This is a genomic window from Massilia norwichensis (assembly GCF_024753245.1).
Taxonomy (GTDB): Bacteria; Pseudomonadota; Gammaproteobacteria; order Burkholderiales; family Burkholderiaceae_D; genus Telluria; species Telluria norwichensis.
Window position 1 is genome coordinate 225,934 of sequence record NZ_JANUGX010000001.1, and the last position, 22,377, is coordinate 248,310.

Annotated in this window: 13 protein-coding genes; 7 read left to right on the top strand and 6 right to left on the bottom strand. The window is 66.2% G+C overall.

The genetic code is table 11. From position 1 onward, the window contains the following. Nucleotides 1-12 precede the first annotated feature (12 nt). Entirely contained in the window at nucleotides 13-3,078 is a 3,066-nt protein-coding gene (locus NX782_RS00965) for an ATP-binding protein (RefSeq protein ID WP_258843603.1), read from the bottom strand. Between the two features lie 90 nt (nucleotides 3,079-3,168). On the opposite strand from NX782_RS00965, the gene NX782_RS00970 reads away from it, so the two are divergent. Further along, nucleotides 3,169-5,220: a prolyl oligopeptidase family serine peptidase gene (locus tag NX782_RS00970; protein WP_258843604.1), complete on the top strand. Its 2,052-nt coding sequence runs from the start codon at nucleotides 3,169-3,171 to the stop codon at nucleotides 5,218-5,220. A gap of 153 nt (nucleotides 5,221-5,373) precedes the next feature. Continuing rightward, on the top strand, nucleotides 5,374-5,643 hold the full coding sequence (locus tag NX782_RS00975; protein ID WP_047826043.1) for a helix-turn-helix domain-containing protein: 270 nt from the start codon (nucleotides 5,374-5,376) through the stop codon (nucleotides 5,641-5,643). Here NX782_RS00975 and NX782_RS00980 read toward each other — a convergent pair. Continuing rightward, the gene (locus tag NX782_RS00980) at nucleotides 5,618-6,364 is read right to left on the bottom strand and encodes a helix-turn-helix transcriptional regulator (RefSeq protein ID WP_258843605.1); all 747 of its coding nucleotides are present in this window, start codon (nucleotides 6,362-6,364) and stop codon (nucleotides 5,618-5,620) included. The two genes, NX782_RS00975 and NX782_RS00980, sit on opposite strands and share 26 nt — an antisense overlap. A 387-nt stretch (nucleotides 6,365-6,751) precedes the next feature. Between NX782_RS00980 and NX782_RS00985 the strand changes: the two genes are divergently transcribed. Next, nucleotides 6,752-11,680 carry a hybrid sensor histidine kinase/response regulator gene (locus tag NX782_RS00985; RefSeq protein WP_258843606.1) on the top strand — a complete coding sequence of 1,643 codons (4,929 nt, stop codon included), beginning with the start codon at nucleotides 6,752-6,754 and terminating at the stop codon, nucleotides 11,678-11,680. A 10-nt stretch (nucleotides 11,681-11,690) separates the two neighbouring features. Beyond that, the gene (locus NX782_RS00990) at nucleotides 11,691-12,545 is read left to right on the top strand and encodes a CheR family methyltransferase (RefSeq protein WP_258843607.1); all 855 of its coding nucleotides are present in this window, start codon (nucleotides 11,691-11,693) and stop codon (nucleotides 12,543-12,545) included. A gap of 135 nt (nucleotides 12,546-12,680) precedes the next feature. Here the strand turns inward: NX782_RS00990 and NX782_RS00995 are convergent, their stop codons facing one another. Next, nucleotides 12,681-13,304, bottom strand: coding sequence for a glutathione S-transferase family protein (locus NX782_RS00995; protein ID WP_258843608.1), 624 nt, complete (start codon nucleotides 13,302-13,304; stop codon nucleotides 12,681-12,683). 144 nt (nucleotides 13,305-13,448) lie between these two features. Here NX782_RS00995 and NX782_RS01000 point away from each other — a divergent pair, with 144 nt between their 5' ends. Next, entirely contained in the window at nucleotides 13,449-16,118 is a 2,670-nt protein-coding gene (locus NX782_RS01000) for a M1 family metallopeptidase (protein WP_258843609.1), read from the top strand. 92 nt (nucleotides 16,119-16,210) lie between these two features. On the opposite strand, the gene glpD is transcribed toward NX782_RS01000, so the two are convergent. Further along, on the bottom strand, nucleotides 16,211-17,821 hold the full coding sequence (gene glpD, locus NX782_RS01005; RefSeq protein WP_258843610.1) for a glycerol-3-phosphate dehydrogenase: 1,611 nt from the start codon (nucleotides 17,819-17,821) through the stop codon (nucleotides 16,211-16,213). 83 nt (nucleotides 17,822-17,904) lie between these two features. Between glpD and NX782_RS01010 the strand changes: the two genes are divergently transcribed. Both NX782_RS01010 and NX782_RS01015 read left to right on the top strand, forming a co-directional pair. Continuing rightward, a complete protein-coding gene (locus NX782_RS01010) occupies nucleotides 17,905-18,540 on the top strand; it encodes a phosphohydrolase (protein WP_258843611.1) in 636 nt (211 codons plus the stop codon). Next, on the top strand, nucleotides 18,533-19,360 hold the full coding sequence (locus tag NX782_RS01015; protein WP_258843612.1) for an SIR2 family NAD-dependent protein deacylase: 828 nt from the start codon (nucleotides 18,533-18,535) through the stop codon (nucleotides 19,358-19,360). The genes NX782_RS01010 and NX782_RS01015 overlap by 8 nt, the downstream gene beginning before the upstream one ends. A gap of 382 nt (nucleotides 19,361-19,742) precedes the next feature. Here the strand turns inward: NX782_RS01015 and NX782_RS01020 are convergent, their stop codons facing one another. Next, nucleotides 19,743-21,836, bottom strand: coding sequence for an ATP-dependent helicase (locus NX782_RS01020; protein ID WP_258843613.1), 2,094 nt, complete (start codon nucleotides 21,834-21,836; stop codon nucleotides 19,743-19,745). Nucleotides 21,837-22,138: 302 nt separating this feature from the next. Then, nucleotides 22,139-22,327, bottom strand: a complete 189-nt coding sequence (locus NX782_RS01025; protein ID WP_258843614.1) for a hypothetical protein — start codon at nucleotides 22,325-22,327, stop codon at nucleotides 22,139-22,141. Between the last annotated feature and the right edge of the window lie 50 nt (nucleotides 22,328-22,377).

Here is a 22,377-nt window from a genome sequence, read left to right on the forward strand (position 1 = left end):
AAATGGACGAGCTCAGGCCTTTTGATCCTGCTGGCGGGCCCCGAGTTCGGCGGCAATGTGGCGTTCCAGCCGCGCCAGCAGCGCGCGCAGGCGGGCGGCCAGCGAACGCGCCTGTGCCACCGAACCGTGGTTGCGCTGGTTTTCAAGGTCGGCGCAGACCTCGCCGAAGCCCATCGCGCCCACCGTCCGCGCCGAGGACTTGATGCGGTGCGCCACCCCGGCGGCGCGCTCGACTTCGCCGGCCGCCAGCGCGCGGTCGATTTCGAGCAGGCCTTCGCGCGCCGTCTCCAGGAACATGAAGGCATATTTACGCATCTTGTCCGGATTGCCGCCGAAAGTATCGGACAGCACCTCGAGGTCGAGCAGCGCGGGCAGCTGCGCCGGCGCCGGCGGCGCGGCCGGCAGCGGCGGGTGCTGCACGCTCCGTCCCAGCGCCCGGGCCACCGTCGCGACCAGGATTTCCGGCGCCACCGGCTTGGTCACGAATTCGTCCATCCCGGCCGCCAGGCAGCGTGCCTGGTCTTCGAGGCCGGCGTTGGCCGTCATCGCGATCACGCGCGTGTCCTTCAGCAGCGGGTCGAGGCGGATCCGGCGCGTGGCCTCGAAGCCGTCCATCACCGGCATCTGCACGTCCATCAGCACGCAGTCGAAGGCGGCGCCCTCTTCCCGTGCGCGCATCAGCGCCAGCGCCTCGCTGCCGTTGCCGGCCACGACCACGCCGGCGCCGGCGTCCTCCAGCAGTTCGCGCGCCACCTGCTGGTTGAAGGCATTGTCCTCGACCAGCAGGATGCTGCTGCCGGCCAGCGCGCCCGGACGCGCCGGCGACCCTGGCGTGTCCACGGCGAGCGCCAGGCTTGCCGCGCGCTGCGCCGCGGCGCCGTCGGGCGGGGTGCCGAGGCGCGCGGTGAACCAGAAGGTGCTGCCCTGGCCCGGCACGCTCTCGACCCCGACCTCGCCGCCCATCAGCTCGGCAAGCTGCTTGCTGATCACCAGCCCCAGCCCGGTGCCGCCGTAGCGCCGCGTGGTCGAGGGGTCGGCCTGGTGGAAAGGCGCGAACAGCTGCGGCAGCTCGTCCGGCGCGATGCCGATCCCGCGGTCGCGCACCTCGAAGCGCACCAGGGTGTCGCTGCCGAGGGTGCGCACGGCGCGCACCCGCACCAGGACCGCGCCCTGCTCGGAAAACTTGATCGCGTTCGAGGTGAAGTTCAGCAGCACCTGCTCGAGCCGCAGCGGATCGCCGCGCAGCGGGCGCCGCAGCTCGGGCGCGATCTCGAATTCCAGCGTCAAGCCGCGCGCCGCGGCGGCTTCGCCCAGCTGGTTGGCGAGGTTGTGCATCAGGGCGTCCAGCGTGAAGTCGAGCAGCTCCAGCTCGACGCGCCCGGCCTCGATCTTGGAAAAGTCGAGGATGTGGTTGATGATGCCCAGCAGGTGCTGGGCCGAATGGTGGATCTTCTGCAGGTAGTCGCGCTGGCGCGGCTCGGCCGCCTGTTTGAGCGCCAGATAGGACATGCCGATGATGCTGTTCATCGGCGTGCGGATCTCGTGGCTCATGTTGGACAGGAAGTCGGTCTTGGCCTGGCTGGCGGCGTCGGCCCTGGCCTTCAGCTGGTGCAGGTCGGTGACGTCGGTCGACACGCACAGCAGGGCCACGACCTCGCCGTCGGCGCGCACCGGCACCTTCACGCTCCATAATTGGCGCACGCTGCCGTCGGGCAGCCGCATCTCGTTCTGCACCGAGCGGCCCTGCCCCGTTTCCAGCACCGGCCGGTCCAGCTCCCAGACCGCGTCGGCGCGCGCCGCCGGCAGCACCTCGCTGTCGCGCCGCCCCACCATCTGCTCGGCGGGCATGCCGGCCGCCTCGGCCATCTTGGCGTTCACATAGCGGAAGCGCCGCTCGCCATCCTTCATGTAGACATAAGCGTCGACGTTGTCCAGTACCAGGTCGAGCAGCACGCGCTGCTCGAGCGCCTGGCGCCGCGACCAGTACAGCTTCAGGAACAGCCCATAGATCAGTAGCGTCGCACCGAAGCCGCCGCCGAAGGCCAGCCATGGAAACCAGAACCCGAAACCGTCGATCAGCGCGGCACGATCGGCCACGAAACGCACTTTCCAGAGGTTGTTCTGGAAGCGCACCGGCAGCACGGTCTCGAAGGCCTCGCGTGCGTCGTGCGGCACCTGCGAGGCCGGCGCCTGCTCGACGTCACTGCCATACAACAGGGTGTCGGCCGGCGTCACGGTCAGCTTCTGGCCGGCGGCAAGCTGCTCCTGCTTCGCCAGGTAGAGCTGCAGCGCCACCGGATGCGGGCCCATGCCGTCCAGCGCGCGCTGGACCAGGGTCGGTATCGAAAAGCCGATGCCGACCGAGCCGAGATAGGCGGCGCGCCGCCCCTCGACGCTGTCGGGCACGGCGCCGCCGCGGTACACCGGGAAGCGCAGGGTCATGGCAAGGACGGCATGCGGAGCCTTGAATTGCAGCGGCCTGCCGGAAGCAACCAGTTCCGCACGGTCGCGTGCTTCCTCCAGCCTGCGCGCGACCGCCGGGCGGTCTGCGATCATGTCGATGCCGAGCCGCGGCGCCAGCATCGGCTCCAGGTAGCTGAGTACCAGGTAGGACGGGCGCCGGCCGGGCGGCTGGATGTCGAAGTCGGGGTAGCCGCGCGGGTCCAGGCTGCGGTCTGCGCGCACCGCGGCCACGAAGGCGTCGCGCTGGGCGTCGAGGACATGGACGCCATAGTTGAGCGATTCGATGGCCGGAAAATTGTCGGCAACGCCCAGCGACGCGACATAGCGGTGGAACTGCAGGCGCGAGACCTCGCCGCCGTTGGCGTTGAACAGGCCCGCCATGTTGCGCACCACCTGCGCATAGGACTGCACGGCGCCATCCAGCCGCTGGCGCGCGCCCTGGGCGATGCTGTCGAAGCGGCGCCGGGCGTCGTCGTCGACCGTGCGCTTCGCGCCCAGATGCAGGGCCGCCCCCACCAGCAGCGCCAGCCACAATCCGCCGATCCACAGAGCCATGCGCATCGGGCCGCTGGCGCCGAAGGTTTTGCCCATGTTGCGCGTGCTTGCATCTGGCATGTCGGTCTGCTCGTGCGGCAAGATTTTGAATAATTGCTAGTATTACGCAATCGGATTGAAATGGCGAGAGCCCGGCAATAAGGAAAGCGCATGCACACGATGGAACAGGACCCCTACCTCTGGCTCGAGGAAGTCGCCTCGGAACAGGCGCTCGGCTGGGTCGGCGAACGCAACGCCGAAACCGAGGCCGAACTGACGGCGGCGCCGGGCTACGCGGCGCTGCGCGCACGCCTCAAGACCATCCTCGATTCGAAGGACCGCATCCCCTACGTGGGCCTGTACCAGGGCCGCTACTACAACTTCTGGCGCGACGCCGACCACGAGCGCGGCATCTGGCGCCGCACCATGCTGGAGGAATACCGCAAGCCGGCGCCGCAATGGGAAACGGTGCTCGACCTCGACCGGCTGGCGTTCGAGGAGAACGAGAACTGGGTCTGGGCCGGGGCTTCTTTCCTCAAGCCGCAGGGTGGACGCTGCCTGGTCTCGCTCTCGCGCGGCGGCGGCGATGCCCACGTGGTGCGCGAATTCGACCTCGAACGCCTGGCCTTCGTCGCCGACGGCTTCATCCTGCCCGAAGCGAAAGGTGGCGCCAGCTGGATCGACCGCGACAGCGTGTTCGTGGCCACCGACTTCGGCCCCGGCTCGATGACCAGTTCCGGCTATCCGCGCGTGGTCAAGGAATGGCGGCGCGGCACGCCGCTGCCTGACGCGCGCCCGGTGTACGAAGCGAACGAAGACGATCTCTCGGCGTCGGCCTGGTTCGACTACACGCCCGGCCACGAGCGCCAGTTCGTGCAGCGCCAGATCGGCTTCTACAGCAGCGAACTGTTCGTGCGCGACCCGGCCGGCGGCGCGCTCACCCGGGTCGACAAGCCCGAGGATGCGGACGCCTTCACGGTACGCGACCAGTTGCTGGTCCAGCTGCGCTCGGATTGGGACCTGGGCGACGCGCGCTGGCCGCAAGGCGCGCTGCTGGCCATCGATTTTGCGCGCTTCATGGCCGGCGCGCGCGATTTCCAGGCCCTGTTCACGCCCACCGAGGCGACCTCGCTGGACGGCATCGGCGTGACCCGCGATGCGGTCCTGCTGACGGTGCTGGACAAGGTCAAGAACCGTATCGTCGAACTGCGCCACGTCGGTGGCGCCTGGGAGCGGCGCGAGGTCGCGGCGCCCGGCATGGGCGCGCTGGGCGTGTCGGGCGTCGACGAGATCGCATCGAACGACTATTTCCTGACCGTGACCGATTTCCTGACTCCGAGCACGCTCTACCTGGCGCACAGCGGCAGCGACGAGCGCGAGCTGCTGAAGGCGATGCCGGCGTTTTTCGACGCCAGCCCCTACACGGTCGGCCAGTTCGAGGCGGTATCGAAAGACGGCGCCCGCATCCCCTGCTTCGTGGTGATGCGCAAGGACACGCCGATGGACGGCACGAATCCAACCCTGCTGTACGGCTACGGCGGCTTCGAGGTCTCGCTCACGCCCTTCTACAGCGGTGTCACCGGCGAAGCCTGGCTGGCGCGCGGCGGCGTCTACGTGCTGGCCAACATCCGCGGCGGCGGCGAGTTCGGCCCGCGCTGGCACCAGGCCGCGCTCAAACACCTGCGCCAGAACGCCTTCGACGATTTCCTGGCCGTGGCCGAAGACCTCGTCGCCCGCCGGCTCACCAGCCCCGAGCACCTGGGCATCATGGGCGGCAGCAATGGCGGCCTGCTGGTCGGCGCCGCGCTGACCCAGCGTCCGGAGCTGTTCGGCGCCGTGGTCTGCCAGGCGCCGCTGCTCGACATGCGCCGCTACCACCAGCTGCTGGCGGGCGCTTCCTGGATGGGCGAATACGGCGATCCCGACGATCCGGAAGAATGGGCGTATATCGCCAGGTACTCGCCCTACCATCAGGTGTCCCGGGGCCGGCGCTATCCGCGTGTGCTGTTCACGACCTCGACCCGCGACGACCGCGTCCATCCGGGCCACGCGCGCAAGATGGCGGCCCTGATGCGGGCCCAGGAACACGCCGTGCTGTACTGGGAAAACACCGAGGGCGGGCACGCCGGCGCGGCCAACAATGAGCAGACTGCGACCATGTGGGCCTTGACCTATACGTTCCTCTGGCAAGAACTAACCCGGAAATCAAGCCCGAAATCATAAGGTTTGCGTTAGCTCAAGTAGCGTAACAACACTCTCCTCCTCTCTAGGGGCATTCCTGCAGGAACTATCAGTATTGCTAGGTCGCCGAATGAATGATGCATGGAATACTTGTCTTCCACACATCTTTACAACCCTTTCTAAGGAGGAGCGGCGATGGCCAATGATTTCGTTACCGAAGCAAGCCTGCGGGAGCCCGAGGCGGTCAATGCAAAATTCCAGGCAGCGCTGGCTCCAACCGTCAGCGAACTGAAGAAGTACCGCATCAGCAAACGGGAAAGTCAGGAGAAATTCTGGGGACGCTTCGGCGTGACGCAATCGAGCGGCAGCCGTTTCGAGACGGGCCTGGCGATTCCGGCCCCGGTTGCCCTGCTGCTCAAACTCTATGTGAACGGCAAACTCAACGATGGTGATCTTCTGGGGTAATCAAGCCCAGCGAGATCGCGCGCACGACCGCCTGCTGCCGGGTGTTGACGTTGAATTTCTGGCGAATATTGCCCATATGAAAATTCACCGTCGCCTCGGAGCAGCCGGTAATCTTTGAAATCTCCCAAGAAGATTTCCCCACCATCACCCAGTTCAGCACCTCGAGCTCACGCGGCGTCAGCCGTGGCGCAGCTTCGTGGGTGGCCGGCGGGCAGAACCGCACGCCCGAGGCAAAGACATGGTCGCGCACCAGCGCCAGTTCGGGCAGCAGCGCAGCGACCTCCCTTGCGAAATCCGATTTGAAAGCCGACTGCGCCGCGTCGGGATCGCAGGCGAAGCTGAGCATGCCGAACTCGCCGTTCGGCCCGTGAACCGGAAAACTCACCCCGGCGCGGATGCCGTGCACGCATCCATCGTCATACATGGCGCGCTGCGCCGGGCTGCGGAAGGTGTCGGCCTGCCACACCAGCGGCAAGGTGCTCGACAGGCAGTGGCTGACCAGCGGGTCGACATAGGCCAGGCGCTCCGCTTCATAACGATCCCGCCACTGGCGCGGATAATTCGTCTGGAAGAAAGCGTGCTCGAGACGCGCATGGCGCGAACCGGACATCGCAAACAGGACTTTATCGAAACCGTAGTGGCGCCCCAGGGAAAACAGCGCTTCTCCCCAGCTCGACGCCGTGTCGCAATGCATCAGCTCGTCTAGTTCGACGGTCATCATGGTAACCCCGCGCTGTTGATGGTGTAACAACCTGTTCCGTAACATCCGTATGCTAGTTGAGTTGTAACCAAAAAGCACGGGAAATTATTCTTTTAGCCATCTTTGCGGTCGACAAAATGAACAAATAGTTGTCGCCTTGCTACAACAACGTCTTTACAGTCGCGCCAATCGTGCGCCGCCTGTTTAACTGATCAGCTATCCTCGCGCGAATTGTCTAACGCAAATTGCAAGAATGCAAGTTTATGGCGGCCATGTAACACAGTTGTCTATATTGCTCTGCTGGTGCTTGACTTGACCATACACAAGAGTATCTTTACGTCTTTCTAAGATTTAACAAAAACCTCTCTGCCCGCTCTACTCCTTCTCTACCTCGAGGAACCCTGGCCAATGAATAACATGACTGACATGGCTGAACAGCTGGATGTCAAGCTGCTGCTGTCGACGCTGATGGCGCTGAAAAAAGGCGACTTCTCGGTGCGCATGCCCTCCGACTGGACCGGCGTCTCCGGCAAGATCGCCGATACCCTGAACGACATCATCGAAACCAAACAGAAAATGGTCGAGACGGTGACGGAGGTGTCGCGCGTCGTCGGCCGCGAAGGCCACCTGACCCAGCGCGCGGACGTGCCGGGCGTGGTCGGCGGCTGGTCGACCATCATCAGCTCGGTCAACACCCTGATCGACGACCTGGTGCGCCCAACCACCGAAATGGCGCGCGTCATCGGCGCGGTGGCAAAAGGCGACCTGTCGCAGACCATGGCGCTCGAGGTGGACGGCCACCCGCTGAAGGGCCAGTACCTGCGCGCGGCAACCACTGCGAACACGATGGTGGAACAGCTGTCCTCCTTCTCCTCCGAGGTGACGCGCGTGGCGCGCGAGGTGGGTACCGAGGGCAAGCTGGGCGGCCAGGCCTATGTGCCGGGCGTCGCGGGTACCTGGAAGGACTTGACCGACTCGGTGAACTCGATGGCGGGTAACCTGACTTCGCAGGTGCGTAACATTGCGGAGGTGACCACTGCGGTGGCAAACGGCGACTTGTCCAAGAAGATTACCGTGGACGTGCGCGGCGAGATTCTGCAGTTGAAGGACACCATCAACGTCATGGTGGACCAGCTGCGTTCCTTCGCTTCCGAGGTGACCCGGGTGGCGCGCGAGGTGGGTACCGAGGGCAAGCTGGGCGGCCAGGCTTACGTGCCGGGCGTCGGCGGCACCTGGAAGGACTTGACCGACAACGTGAACTTCATGGCCTCCAACCTGACCGGTCAGGTGCGTAACATCGCGGCGGTGACGACCGCGGTGGCGAACGGCGACCTGTCCAAGAAGATCACCGTGGACGTGAAGGGCGAGATTCTCGAACTGAAGAACACGATCAACGTGATGGTGGACCAGCTGTCCTCCTTCGCGTCCGAGGTGACGCGCGTCGCGCGTGAGGTGGGTACCGAGGGCAAGCTGGGCGGCCAGGCGCAGGTGAAGGGCGTCGCGGGTACCTGGAAGGACTTGACCGACTCGGTGAACTCGATGGCGGGCAACCTGACCGGCCAGGTGCGTAACATCGCCGACGTGACCACCGCGGTGGCGAACGGCGACCTGTCCAAGAAGATTACCGTGGACGTGAAGGGCGAGATTCTGGAGCTGAAGAACACCATCAACGTGATGGTCGACCAGCTGAACTCCTTCGCCTCCGAGGTGACCCGTGTGGCGCGCGAGGTGGGTACCGAGGGCCGTCTGGGCGGCCAGGCGAACGTGCCTGGCGTGGCCGGCACCTGGAAGGACTTGACCGACGGCGTGAACTCGATGGCGGGTAACCTGACCGGCCAGGTGCGTAACATCGCGGACGTGACGACTGCGGTGGCGAACGGCGACCTGTCCAAGAAGATTACCGTGGACGTGAAGGGCGAGATTCTCGAACTGAAGAACACGATTAACGTGATGGTGGACCAGCTGTCCTCCTTCGCCTCCGAGGTGACGCGCGTCGCCCGTGAAGTGGGTACCGAGGGTAAGCTGGGCGGCCAGGCCTATGTGCCGGGCGTCGGCGGTACCTGGAAGGACTTGACCGACAACGTGAACTTCATGGCCTCGAACCTGACCGGCCAGGTGCGTAACATCGCGGCGGTGACGACCGCGGTGGCGCGCGGCGACCTGTCCAAGAAGATCACGGTGGACGTGAAGGGCGAGATTCTGGAACTGAAGGACACGATCAACGTGATGGTGGACCAGCTGTCTTCGTTCGCCTCCGAGGTGACGCGCGTCGCACGTGAGGTGGGTACCGAGGGCAAGCTGGGCGGCCAGGCGAACGTGTCCGGTGTGGCAGGTACCTGGAAGGACTTGACCGAGAACGTGAACCAGCTGGCGGCAAACCTGACCAACCAGATGCGGGCGATCGGCGAGGTGGCGACGGCGGTGACGCGCGGCGACCTTTCGCGTTCGATTCAGGTGGAAGCGCGTGGCGAGATGTCCTACCTGAAGGACAACATCAACGAGATGATCCGTAACCTGAAGGAGACCACGCAGAAGAACGCGCAGCAGGACTGGCTGAAGACCAACCTGGCGCGCTTCACCCGACTGCTGCAGGGCCAGCGCGACCTCCAGGCCGTGACCAAGCTGATCCTGTCGGAACTGGCGCCGCTGATTACCGCCCACCACGGCGTGTTCTACATGATGGACTCGGAGGGCAACGACGCGCGCCTGCGCCTGATCGCCTCCTACGGCTACCGTTCCAGCCGCAAGCTGCCGACCTCCTTCCTGCCGGGCGAAGGCCTGGTGGGCCAGTGCGCGCTGGAGAAGACCCGCATCTGGCTGACCGACGTCCCGCGCGACTACATCCAGGTGTCGTCCGGTCTGGGCGCGGCGCCGCCGACCAATATCGTGGTGCTGCCTATCCTGTTCGAACAGCAGGTCAAGGCAGTCATCGAGATCGCGTCGCTGGACCGCTTCACCGAGACCCACCTGTCCTTCCTCGACCAGCTGATGGAATCGATCGGCGTGGTGCTGAACACCATCGAGGCGAACAGCCGTACCGAATCGCTGCTGACCCAGTCGCAGTCGCTGGCGCAGGAACTGCAGCAGACCAACCAGGAACTGGCGGAAAAGGCACGCCTGCTGTCCGAGCAGAACATCGAGGTGGAACGCAAGAACCGCGAGGTGGAACAGGCCAAGCTGGCGCTGGAAGAAAAGGCGACCCAGCTGGCGCTGTCTTCGAAGTACAAGTCCGAGTTCCTGGCGAATATGTCGCACGAACTGCGGACGCCTTTGAACTCGCTGCTGATCCTGGCGCAGCAGCTCTCGGATAACCCCGAGGGCAACCTGTCGAACAAGCAGGTGGAATTTGCGAAGACCATCCACGGCTCCGGCTCCGACCTGCTGACCCTGATTAACGACATTCTGGACCTGTCGAAGATCGAATCCGGTACCGTCACGCTGGACGTGTCCGAGTACCGCTTCTCGGCCCTGCGCAACTACGTGGACCGCACCTTCCGCCACATGGCCGAAGCCAAGCATCTCGGCTTCCAGGTCGACCTGGCGGACAACCTGCCGACCGCGCTGATGACCGACACCACGCGCCTGCAGCAGGTTCTCAAGAACCTGCTCTCGAACGCGTTCAAGTTCACCAGCCACGGCCAGGTCGCGCTGAACATCAGCCTGGTGACCAGCGGCTGGACCGCCGACCACCCGCACCTGCTGCACGCGGATGCGGTGCTGGCCTTCTCGGTCAGCGATACCGGCGTCGGCATCCCGTCCGACAAGCTGCAGCTGATCTTCGAAGCCTTCCAGCAGGCCGACGGCTCGACCGCCCGCAAATACGGCGGCACCGGCCTGGGCCTGTCGATCTCGCGCGAACTGGCGCGTCTGCTGGGGGGCGAGATCCGCGTCGAATCGACGGTCAACGTCGGCTCGACCTTCACGCTCTACCTGCCGTACAACCGCGCCGGCTTCATCAACTACGAACAGACCCGCCAGCCGCAGCCGGCGCGCCTGGCGCCGCCGCAGCAGCCCGCACCGCTGCCGGCCCCGGCCCCGGCCATGCTGCTGGAGGTATCGACCGATACCGCCACCGCGGTCGGCACCGCCGTCGCTGTGCCGGACCCGAGCACCGGCCTGGTCGAGTACGCGAGCATGCTGGACGACCGCGGCCTGATCGTGCCGGGCGACCCTTCGGTGCTGATCGTCGAGGATGACGAGCGCTTCGCCAAGACCCTGCTCGACTTCGCCCGCGAGAAGAACTTCAAGGGCATCGTGACCCACCGCGGCGACTCGGCGCTGTCGCTGGCGCGCGACTTCCAGCCGGCCGCGATCCTGCTCGACATCGACCTGCCGGACATCGACGGCCTGACCGTGCTGGAGCGCCTGAAGCGCGATCCGGGCACCCGCCACATCCCGGTGCACGTGCTGTCGGCGATGCGCGAGCGCGAGCGCGCGCTGCGCCAGGGCGCGATCAGCTACATCAACAAGCCGGTCAGCCGCGACATGCTGAATGAAGAATTCACGCGCATCCAGAAGTTCCTGATGGGCGGCAAACGTTCGCTGCTGGTGGTCGAGGACGACATGGCCCAGCGCGAATCGATCATCTCGCTGATCGGCGACTCCGACGTGCGCATCGTGACGGTGGAAACCGGTGCCGCGGCGATGCAGGCGCTGGCCGAATCGCACTTCGACTGCATGGTGCTGGACCTGACCCTGCCGGACATCTCCGGCTTCGACCTGCTCGACCAGATCGGCAAGCAGCCGGCCCTGCGCGACCTGCCGATCGTGATCTACACGGCCGCGGAACTGGGCCGCAAGGAAGTCACGAAGCTCAAGCGCTACGCCAAGACCATCGTGATGAAAGACGCCCGCTCGCCGGAACGCCTGCTGGACGAGACCGCGCTGTTCCTGCACCGCTCGCACGCCAGCCTGCCGGATACGCAGCGCCGGATCCTCGAACAGATCCAGGCACTCGATTCCGGCCTGGCCGGCCGCAAGGTGCTGATCGTCGACGATGATCTGCGCAACATCTTCGCGCTGTCCTCGCTGCTGGAGCGCCAGCAGATGCAGGTCCTGTTTGCCGAGAACGGCCGCGACGGCATCGAGGTGCTGGAGAAGGACCCGAGCATCGAGATCGTCCTGATGGACATCATGATGCCGGAGATGGACGGCTACGACACGATGCGGGCGATCCGCCGCATCCCGAAGTTCAAGTCGCTGCCGATCATCACCCTGACCGCGAAAGCGATGAAGGGCGACCGCGACAAGTGCATCGCCGCCGGCGCCTCGGACTACATCACCAAGCCGGTGGATGTGGCCCAGCTGCTGTCGATGATGCGCGTGTGGTTGCATTGAGGAGGTTGATATGAACGCGTGGACCGGACTGGCCGCCGGGCTCGCGATCGAGGAGCTGGAAACGGAGCTGCTGCTGGAAGCGATCTTCCAGCGTTTCGGCTACGACTTCCGCGCCTACGATCGCGCGGCGCTGCGGACCAGGCTGACCCAGGCCATGCGCGATGGCGGTGCGGCCACGCTGTCCGGGCTGCAGGAGCAGGCGCTGCACGACACCAGGGCGGCATCGAGGCTGCTGCGCACGCTGTCGGTGGCACCTGCCCCGCTGTTCGACTGCGTCGGCCATGCAGCAAGGCTGCGCGCGGTGCTGGCGCCGTCCTTGCGCGGCTGGCCCATCCCGCGGGTCTGGCTGGCCGAATGCGCCGGCGTGGGCGAAGCGTGGACGCTGGCGATCGTGCTGGCCGAGGAAGGCGTGCTGGGAAAACTCGACATCCATGCCACCCTCGCCAACGAGGAGATGGTGGCGGCGATGCAGGATGCCTGCCTGCCGCTGGCCGAGGTCGAAGGAGCGCAGCAGCGCCATCTCGACAGCGGCGGACGCGGCAGGCTGCTGGACTTCTTCGAGATCGAGGATGGCGAGGACGGCCAATGCGCGCGCCTGCGCGCCGACCTGCGCCGCCGCATCACCTGGTCGCAGTACAGCCTGGTGACGGACGCCTCGTTCAACGAGTTCCAGGCGATCCTGTGCTGCCATGCGCTGAGCGACTTCGGACCGGTGCTGCGCCAGCGCGTGCTGCGCCTGTTCCACGACAGCCTGGCGCGTTTCGGCGTGCTGTGCCTGGACCAGCCGATGTCGGTGGCGGATGCCCATGCCAACACCTACCAGGCGATCGAAGGCGATCGCCCGTGGTACAAGCGGGTCGGTTGATTTATTGCCGTCATTCCCGCGAAGGCGGGAATCCATGCTGAGGTGCAGGACTCGGTATGCCTGAATTAACGCGTCAACGCCAAACTACGTGACGTCGGCGCCTCAGTATGGGTTCCCGCTTTCGCGGGAACGACGTTATATGGCCTGCGCGCTCGGCCGCTCGGCCATCCGGTCGCGCCATGCCTGCAGGTGGCCCAAGCCCTCCTCGCCCGGCCGGAACTTCATCAGGCCGCGCGCGAATTCCAGCGCGCAGAAAGCCGTGATGTCGGCGATCGTGAAACGGTCGCCGGCCACGTATTGCTGGCCTGCCAGCACGCCGTCCAGCCAGCGCGCCGTGTCGCGCATCTTTTGCCCCTGCGCCGCGCCGAAGTCGGCGAACTGCGGCTGCTCCAGCGGCGCCAGGCCCGGGTGCGTGTGGCGAATGCAGTTGGCGATCTTCAGGAACAGCTGCAGCTCGGCGCGGCGGTCGGCCATCTCGATGAAGGCGCGCTCCTCGAAGCCCGCCCCCATCAGGTTCGGCTCCGGATACAGACCCTCCAGGTAGGTACAGATCGCGCGCGTCTCCGCCAGTTGCCGGCCATCGTCCAGTTCCAGCACCGGGATCTGCGCCATCGGGTTCATGCCGGTGAATTCCTCGCGCCTGTGCTCGCCCTTGAACAGGTCGACGGGAACCAGCTCGATGCCGGTGATGCCCTTCTCGGCGATGAACATGAGCACGCGGCGCGGATTCGGGGTGCGGTGGCTGGTGTAAAGCTTCATGCGGTGTCTCCTCCATGGTTGTACCGACGATGATAGCGCAGCATGCGCGTCGATTGACAGCCATGCATTCTTGCACGTAGATTGGCAGGCTGGCCTTGCCCCTTGACCGAGGCAAGCACGACATACATACAAGATAGGACCGTCATGCACCGCAGCCTGATCTCCGCCGCCGTCGCCCTCGCGCTCGCCGCCTTCCCGCTTCAACAAGCCATCGCCGCCCCGAAGGCGGCAGCGGCCCAGGAAGCCACCACCCAGCTGCCGCGCGGCGTCGTCCCCAGCCATTACGAGATCGCCTTGACGCCGGACGCGGCCAAGGGGCGCTTCACCGCCAGGGCGACGATCACCATCAGCGTCACCAAAGCCACCAGCAGCATCACGCTGAACGCAGCCGACCTGCGCTTCGACAGCGCCAGCGTGGCGCCGCTCGCCGGCGGCAGTGCCCAGGGCGCGAAGACCAGCGTCGATGCCGCGGCGCAGACCGCCACCTTCAGCGTCGACAAGCCGCTCGCGCCCGGCCTCTACAAGCTGACGCTGGATTACAGCGGCGTGATCGGCACCCAGGCGGTCGGCCTGTTCTCGCTCGACTACCCGGGCGCCGACGGCAAGCAGCAGCGCGCGCTCTACACCCAGTTCGAGAACTCGGACGCGCGCCGCATGATCCCATCCTGGGACGAGCCGGCCTACAAGGCCACCTTCGCGCTGGACGTGACGATCCCGGCCGGCCAGATGGCGGTCAGTAACATGCCGGCCGCGAGCACCACTACGCTGCCGGACGGTCGCCAGAAGGTGAGCTTCGCGAAGACGCCGAAGATGTCGACCTACCTGCTGTTCTTCGCGCTGGGCGACTTCGAGCGCGCGACCGTCAAGGCCGAAGGCACCGAGATCGGCGTCGTCACGCGCCGCGGCGCCATCGACCAGGCCAGGTTCGCGCTCGACGCCTCGAAGGACATTCTGCGCGAGTACAACGACTACTTCGGCGTGCGCTATCCGCTGCCCAAGCTCGACAACATCGCCGGCCCCGGCCGCAGCCAGTTCTTCGGCGCGATGGAAAACTGGGGCGCGATCTTCACCTTCGAATACGCGCTGCTGTTCGATCCGGCCAGCTCGACCCAGCACGACCGCCAGGAGATCTTCGCCACCGCCGCCCACGAGATGGCGCACCAGTGGTTCGGCGACCTGGTCACGATGCGCTGGTGGGACGACCTGTGGCTGAACGAAGGCTTCGCCTCGTGGATGGAAAGCCGCATGACGGCGCGCCTGCACCCGGAATGGAACACGCGCCTGGGCGCGGTCGGCAGCCGCGACGGCGCCATGCAGCGCGACTCGGTCGCCACCACCCACCCGGTGGTGCAGCACATCGAGACCGTCGAGCAGGCCAACCAGGCCTTCGACGAGATCACTTATCAAAAGGGCGAAGCGGTGATCCGCATGCTCGAAGCCTATGTGGGCGAGAACGCCTGGCGCAGCGGCGTGCGCAGCTACATGAAGGCCCACGCCTATGGCAATACGGTGTCGGACGATTTGTGGAAGCAGATCGAGAAAGCCGCCGGCAAGCCGGTGACGGCGATCGCCCACGACTTCACGCTGCAGCCGGGCGTGCCCCTGATCCGCGTCGGCGAACCGGTGTGCAGGAATGGCTCGACCATCGTGCCGCTGACCCAGGCCGAGTTCTCGCGCGACCGGCCCGACAAGAAGCCGCTGGCCTGGCGCGTGCCGGTCATCGCCCAGGTCGCCGGCAACGACAAGCAGGCGTCGACGCTGGTCTCTGGCGGCAAGGGCAGCATCACCCTGCCCGGCTGCGGCGCGGTGATCGTCAACGCCGGCCAGAGCGGCTACTACCGCACCCTGTACGCGCCGAAGGAATTCGCGCAACTGGCGCAGGCTTTCGCGACGCTGGCGCCGATCGACCAGATCGGCCTGCTGTCGGACAGCCAGTCGCTGGGCCTGGCCGGCCTGCAGCCCGCATCGAACGCGCTCGACCTGGCCAAGGCCGCGCCGGTCAGCGCCGACCCGCAGGTCTGGAGCCGCATCGCGCGCCTGTTCGAAGGCCTGCACTGGCGCTTCCAGAATTGGCCGGAGAACGGCGGGGCCGGCCGGCAGCGCCTGAACAGCTTCGCGATCGCACGCCTGGCGCCGGTGATGGCGCAGACCGGCTGGGAGGCACGCAGCGGCGAAGCGCCCGCCGTCGCCAACCTGCGCGAAGAGCTGATCGGCACCCTGAGCGAACTGGGCGACGCCACCGTCATCGCCGAGGCACGGCGCCGCTACGCCGCGATGGACAAGGATCCGTCGATCGTGCCGGGTCCGCTGCGCAAGACGGTCCTCGCCGTGGTCGCCCAGCACGCCGATGCCGCCACCTGGGACGGCCTGCGCACCCGCGCACGCGCCGAGACCAATCCGCTGCTGCGCGATCACCTGTACGTGCTGCTCGCCAGCGTCGAGAACAAGGCGCTGGCCGAGCGCGCGCTGCAGCTGGCGCTGACCGATGAGCCGGGCCTGACCAACAGCGCGGCGATGATCTCGGCGGTGGCCCAGCGCTATCCGGACATGGCGCTCGACTTCGCCCTGGCCAACACGGCGAAGATCAACGAGCGCGTCGACGCCAGCTCGCGCAGCCGCTACTTCGCGCGCCTGGCGATGGGGTCCTCGAATCCGGCGACCATCGCCAAGCTGAAGGGTTACGCCCAGGCCAGCCTGGCGGCCAGCTCGCGCGGCGACGTCGAGGCGGCGATCGCGGCGATCCAGGACCGCATCAAGACCAATGCGGCGCGCCTGCCGGAGATCGACGCCTGGCTGCAGCGGCATAGCCGCTGAAACACCTGAGACGCCCGAGACGGCTGTAGCGCCCGATGGCGGCGCTGCGCCGGCGCGCCGCCGCCCCTGCACGCGGCGCTTGTCGGGCGCTGCTACTTTTCCAGCGCGCGCAGCACGGCGGCCGGTGCGGAAGCGCCGCGCCTTGCAGCCCACGCCGCCAGCCAGGCATCCAGCCGGCGCGTGGCATCGGGCCGGGCCGGGGACGGCAGGTGCAGCCCCAGCTTGGTGCGGCGCCACAGGATGTCGTCCGCGGTCTGGGCCCACTCCTGCTTGACCAGCCAGTCCGCCTCCACCTCGAACAGGCCCGGCACGATCTCCGCGCCCAGGTCGGCGCGGCTGCGGCAAGGCCCCAGCATGGTGCCGAGCCGGGTGCCGTAGGCGCGCGCATAGCGGGCCACCAGCGCCGGCGGCAGTGCGGCATATTGCTGCTGGCGGGTGCGGGTCCAGGCCTCGAACTGCCGTACCCCGCGCGCACTGGGCTGGCGCCCGAACAGGTCGCCGCCCGGCAGGCAGGCCTGATCGGTCCAGCCGGGCACGCGCCGGCCCAGCGCGGGCGCGATCCAGTCGACGGCCTGCTCGGCCAGTTTTCGAAACGTGGTCACCTTGCCGCCGAAGACGGACAACAGCGGCGCGCCCTCGCGGTCGGTTTCCAGCCGGTAGTCGCGGCTGGCGCCGGATGCGCTGCCGGCCGCATCTTCGATCAGCGGCCGCACGCCGGCATAGCTCCACACCACGTCCTCGACGCCGATGCGCTGCGCGAACGCGCGGTTGACGGCGCCGCACAGGTAATCCAGCTCGGCGTCGTCGATGGCGACCCGGTCGAGGTCGCCCCGGTAATCGACGTCGGTGGTGCCGACCAGGGTGTAGGCCCCTTCGTAGGGAATCGCGAACACGATACGGCCATCGGGCTGTTGCAGGATATACGCACTGTCGTGCGCGAACAGGCGCGGCACCACGATGTGACTGCCCTTCACCAGACGCAGCGTGCGCGCCGGTTTGCCGGTACCGCCTGCCAGGCCGAGAAAGTCCGCCGCCCACGGCCCGGCCGCATTCACCAGGCAGCGCGCATGCACGCGCAGGCTTTCGTCGACGCCTTGCAGGGTGGCGACCCAGCGCTGCGGTTCGCGCACCAGCTGCGTGCAGCGGGTGCGGGTCAGGATGCGGGCGCCGCGCTCGCGGGCGTCGATGGCGGCCAGTACCACTAGCCGGGCATCGTCGACCCAGGCATCGGAATACGCAAACGCGCGGCTGAACTGCGGCTGCAGCGGGCTGCCTGCCGGGTGGTCGCGCAGCGACAGCGCCTCGGAGCCGGGCAGGAAATCGCGCCGCGCCAGGTGGTCGTAGAGGAACAGGCCGGCACGGATCATCCAGGCCGGGCGCATCCCGGCGCTGCTGGCATGCGGCATGACGAAGCGCAGCGGACGCATGATGTGCGGACCGCTCTTCAGCAGCACTTCGCGCTCGGCCAGCGCCTTGCGCACCAGGCCGAAGTGGTACTGCTCCAGATAGCGCAGCCCGCCGTGTATCAGTTTGCTGGACGCCGAGGACGTGTGCTGGGCCAGGTCGTCCTTCTCGCACAGGACCACGCGCAGGCCGCGCCCGCTGGCGTCGCGCGCGATGCCGGCGCCGTTGATGCCGCCGCCCACCACCAGTACGTCATAATCGATGCGTCGGCCAGCCGCACCTCGTGAATGTTCGCTCATCCTTCCTCCCGGGTCTGCGCAGCAGTCCAGTGTAGTGGGCGCGCGGCCGCGGGTGTTCAGCCATATCAATGTAGAATTCCCGGATGACGATACGCGCCTGGGTTCGCATGCCATCCGGCAAGCGCCTCGACCTGCTCAATCCTACCCCTTTCGACTGGGACGATGCCGACCTCGCTCTCGGCCTGGCCCGCACCTACCGCTGGGGCGGTCACTCGGCCTGGCCGCTGCCGCTGTCCGTGGCCCAGCATTCGATCTGCGTGATGCTGCTGCGCCGCGCCGCGTCCGACGTACCGCTGGCGCCCGTGGTCGAGCTGCGCGAACTGCTGCACGATGCCGAGGAAGGCCTGCTCGGCTTCGACGCCGTCTCCCCTTTGAAACCTTTCCTGGGCGAGGGCTTCAAGGCGCTCACCCAGCGGCTCGAGCAGATGGTGTTCTTGCGCTACGGCCTGCCGGCCTGGACACCTGCCGAGCATGCGAAGCACAAGCAGGCCGACCGCCTGGCCGCCGCCAGCGAGGCCGTGCACGTGGTCGGCTGGAAGGAAGAGGAAGTGTGGAATACGCTGAAGATCCGTGCCGCCGTGCTGGAAGAGGATCCGCTGGCGGAGCGCTATCGCTGCCGGCCGTGGGAGCCTTGGCCGCCGGTGGTGGCGGCGGAACGGTTCCTGATCGAGCTTGATCACCTGACACAGCGCATCGATGCCGGAGATGTCCATGACTGATGCTCTCGACGCCGCCATCGCCCGCGCCGCCGGCCTGCTGCGCGACGCCGACGCCCTCCTGATCGGCGCCGGCGCCGGCATCGGCATCGATTCCGGCCTGCCCGATTTCCGCGGAGATCATGGCTTCTGGCGCGCCTATCCGCCGCTCGCCAGGCTGGGTATCCGTTTCTTCGAGATCGCGAATCCGCGCAGCTTTGCCGCACAGCCGGAGCTGGCCTGGGGCTTCTACGGCCACCGGCTGGCGCTGTACCGCGAAACCGTGCCGCACGACGGCTTTGCGATCCTGCGCGCACTGGGCGCCGCGCTGCCCTTGAGCGCCTTCGTCTTCACCAGCAATGTCGACGGCCAGTTCCAGAAAGCCGGCTTCGCAGACGGGCAGGTGCTCGAGTGCCATGGCTCCATTCACCACCTGCAGTGCAGCCGCCCCTGCAGCGAGGCGATCTGGCCGGCGGACGCGGTGCAGCCGCACATCGACCCCGCCGACTGCCTGATGCGCCCGCCACTGCCCAGCTGCCCGCACTGCGGCGCGCTGGCGCGGCCGAATGTGCTGATGTTTAACGACGGCCGCTGGGTGGACGGGCGCACCGAAGCGCAGTACGGCCGTTTCGAGGCCTGGCTCGGAGAGGTCCGACGGCTGGCCGTGATCGAACTGGGCGCCGGTACCGACGTGCCTTCAGTGCGTCGCATGTGCGAAAGCCAGAATGCGCCGCTGATCCGCATCAATCCGCGCGAGCCTGAGGTGCGCTCGGCCCAGGACGTCAGCATCGCGGCCGGTGCGCTGGATGTCTTGCGGCGGCTATGCATAACCTTGCGCCAATGAAATATTCTTTCACTTGTGCATGTCACGTGAAATTTTCTTTCAGCAAGAATTGAGACGACTACAGTAGCGCACTGCAAGAGTTGGTCTTACGAAAATGCTAAGACTTTCATCAAGTTCAAGTCCTAAATCCTTGATTCCTCAGCCTTTATTTTCATATCCACAGGAAATGTGGATAACTGTGTGGACAAGCGCCTCTTGACAAGCCGGAAGCGCAGTATTGGTGCGGGTTTCAACAAATTGCCCGTTCAACAGGCAAATTTTAAGCCTATACAAATCAAAGACTTACACAAGCGCTTGTTTTGTACAGGATATGGCTATGCGGCAAATTCCTACAAGTGTAGGACACGGGGGATAACTCGTTCGGCTTACCCCCGCTGCATCCCTATTTCCACGCATTTCTTGCCCGTTCGCGAACCAACATCCGCACTTCGTTCGGCATCGGCTTGCGACTGTGCGGCGTTTCCGCATTCACCCAGGTGCATTCTTCGAAATGCTTGAGCATCGCCGGGCTGATGAAGCGGCTGCGCTGTGCGTAGACGTGACGGTCGCCCATCTGCGCCTGCTGCTTGATGAAGAAGCGGTTCGGCAGCACCAGGTGCAGTTGCTCCTTGGCGCGCGTCATCGCCACATACAGCAGGCGCCGCTCTTCCTCCAGGTCTTCGGCGCTGCCGGTCGCCATGTCGGACGGGATGCAGCCGTCGACCACGTTCAGCACGTGCACGGCCTTCCACTCCTGCCCCTTGGCCGAGTGGATGGTCGACAGGATCAGATAGTCCTCGTCGAGCAGCGGCGCGCCGGCGCGGTCGCTGGTGGCGTCGGGCGGGTCCAGCGTCAGCTCGGTCAGGAAGCTTTCGCGCGAGCCGTAGCCGCCGGCCAGCTGCACCAGCTGCTCGAGGTCGGCGGCGCGCACCGGGGCGTCGTCGTACAGGCGCTCCAGGTGCGGCAGGTACCAGTTCTTGACCAGCTCGATGTCCATCGGCCAGCGCAGCCCTGGCGTTCGCAAGGTCTTGAACAGCGCAACGAAGGGTTCCCAGTCGCCCTGGGCGCGCGCCGGCGCCTCGAAGGCTTCCACGGCCGCCGTCGGCTCGGCGGCCTCGCCCACCGCATCCAGCAGGCGCGCCGCGGTGGCCGGGCCGATGCCGGGAATCAGCTGGGCGACGCGAAAACCCGCCAGGCGCCCGCTCGGGTTCTGGGCGAAGCGCAGCACGCCCAGGATGTCCTTGATGTGGGCCGCTTCCAGGAACTTCAGGCCGCCGAACTTCACGAACGGAATGTTCCGGCGCACCAGTTCCAGTTCCAGCGCGGCGCTGTGGCTGGCGGCGCGGAACAGCACGGCCTGCTGGGTCAGCCTGGTCCCCGCTTCGCGCTGCTCCAGCACGCGGTTGCAGACCCAGCGCGCCTGCTCGGCCTCGTCCGGGATCAGGACCAGTTGCGGCTTCGCGGTCGACACTTTATCGGTCCACAGCGTCTTCGCATGGCGTTCGAGCGCGGCCGCGATCACGGCGTTCGAGGCGTCGAGGATCGGCTGGGTGGAGCGGTAGTTGCGGTCCAGCGTGATCACGCGCGCCGGCTGCGAAAAAGCCTGCGGGAAATCGAGGATGTTGCGCACCTTCGCGCCACGGAAGGAATAAATGGACTGGGCGTCATCGCCCACCACCATCACGCCGCGCCCGTCCGGCTTCATGCCCCGCAGGATCGCGGCCTGCAGGCGGTTGGTGTCCTGGTATTCGTCGACCAGCACGTGGTCGAACAGCGCGCCCAGCTCCGGCCCCAGTTCCGGGTCCGATGCCATCTCGGACCAGAACAGCAGCAGGTCGTCGTAGTCGAGCACGTTCTGTTCCTGCTTGGCGTCGACATAGGCGCCGAACAGGCGTTTCAGCTCTTCCTCCCATTCGCTGCACCAGGGGAAGGTCGACTGCAGCACCTCGGCCAGCGTATCGCGGCTGTTCACGACCCGCGAGTAGATCGCCAGGCAGGTGCCTTTCAGCGGAAAGCGCTTTTGACCACCGGTCAGCCCGATATCCTGGCGCACCATGCCCATCAGGTCTTCGGAATCGGCACGATCATGGATGGTGAACGAAGATTCCAGCCCGATCCGGCCCGCGTACTCGCGCAACAGGCGCGCGCCGATGGCGTGGAAAGTGCCGGCCCAGGGCAGCGCCGCCACGGCCTGGGCCGAGGTCCCGAAGATACGCTGCAAGACCCCGCCGGCGCGCTGCACCATCTCGTTGGCAGCGCGGCGCGAAAACGTCAATAATAGGATGCGTTGCGGGTCGGCGCCGGACTGGATCAGGCGCGCGACGCGGTGCGCCAGCGTATTGGTCTTGCCGGAACCGGCGCCGGCGACGACCAGCAGCGGCCGCGACTGGGCGGCGTCGACGTCATGTTCGACGGCCGCGCGCTGTTCAGGATTGAGGGACGCGTATGGGTCCGCGAGCGCGGGATCGGAAACGCTGGGGTCGACGGTATCTGGCATGGGACGACAGTTCGGATGATGACAGAACTGTACATTTATCCAGTAGAGTTCCGCAAGCCCCATCGATCGCCTGGCTTGCCCAGATATCCACAAAAACTGTGGACAAGCATGTGGAAAAACACCCCCTTGACATGCGAAAAGCGAGGATTGATGCGGGTTTCAACAACTTGCCCGTTGCGCGTGCAGCTTGTTAAGACCAGAAAATCAATGGTTTACAAAGTCAAGTAGCGCACGATTCGAATATTTTTGCAAGATGCACACGGGAAAAATTTGTGCATAACCACGGCTTGCAGGAAAGCGCATCAAACGCTGGAAGAACGGCGCCGTTGCGGCTCGCCCAGCACTCTTTCGATGACCGGCGCAGCAATGTCCTGCGAGCGCAGGAATTCCACGGCGGATACGGTGCCGCTCTGCTGCTGCAAGACGATGCCGAGTTCGACGATGTCGCGGCGGTGCGCGTCCTGGCGCTGGCTGGGGCGGATCTGGTCCATGCATGCTCCCGTCTGATCGTTCGCGGCTGCCTGCCGCACATGCAGTATGC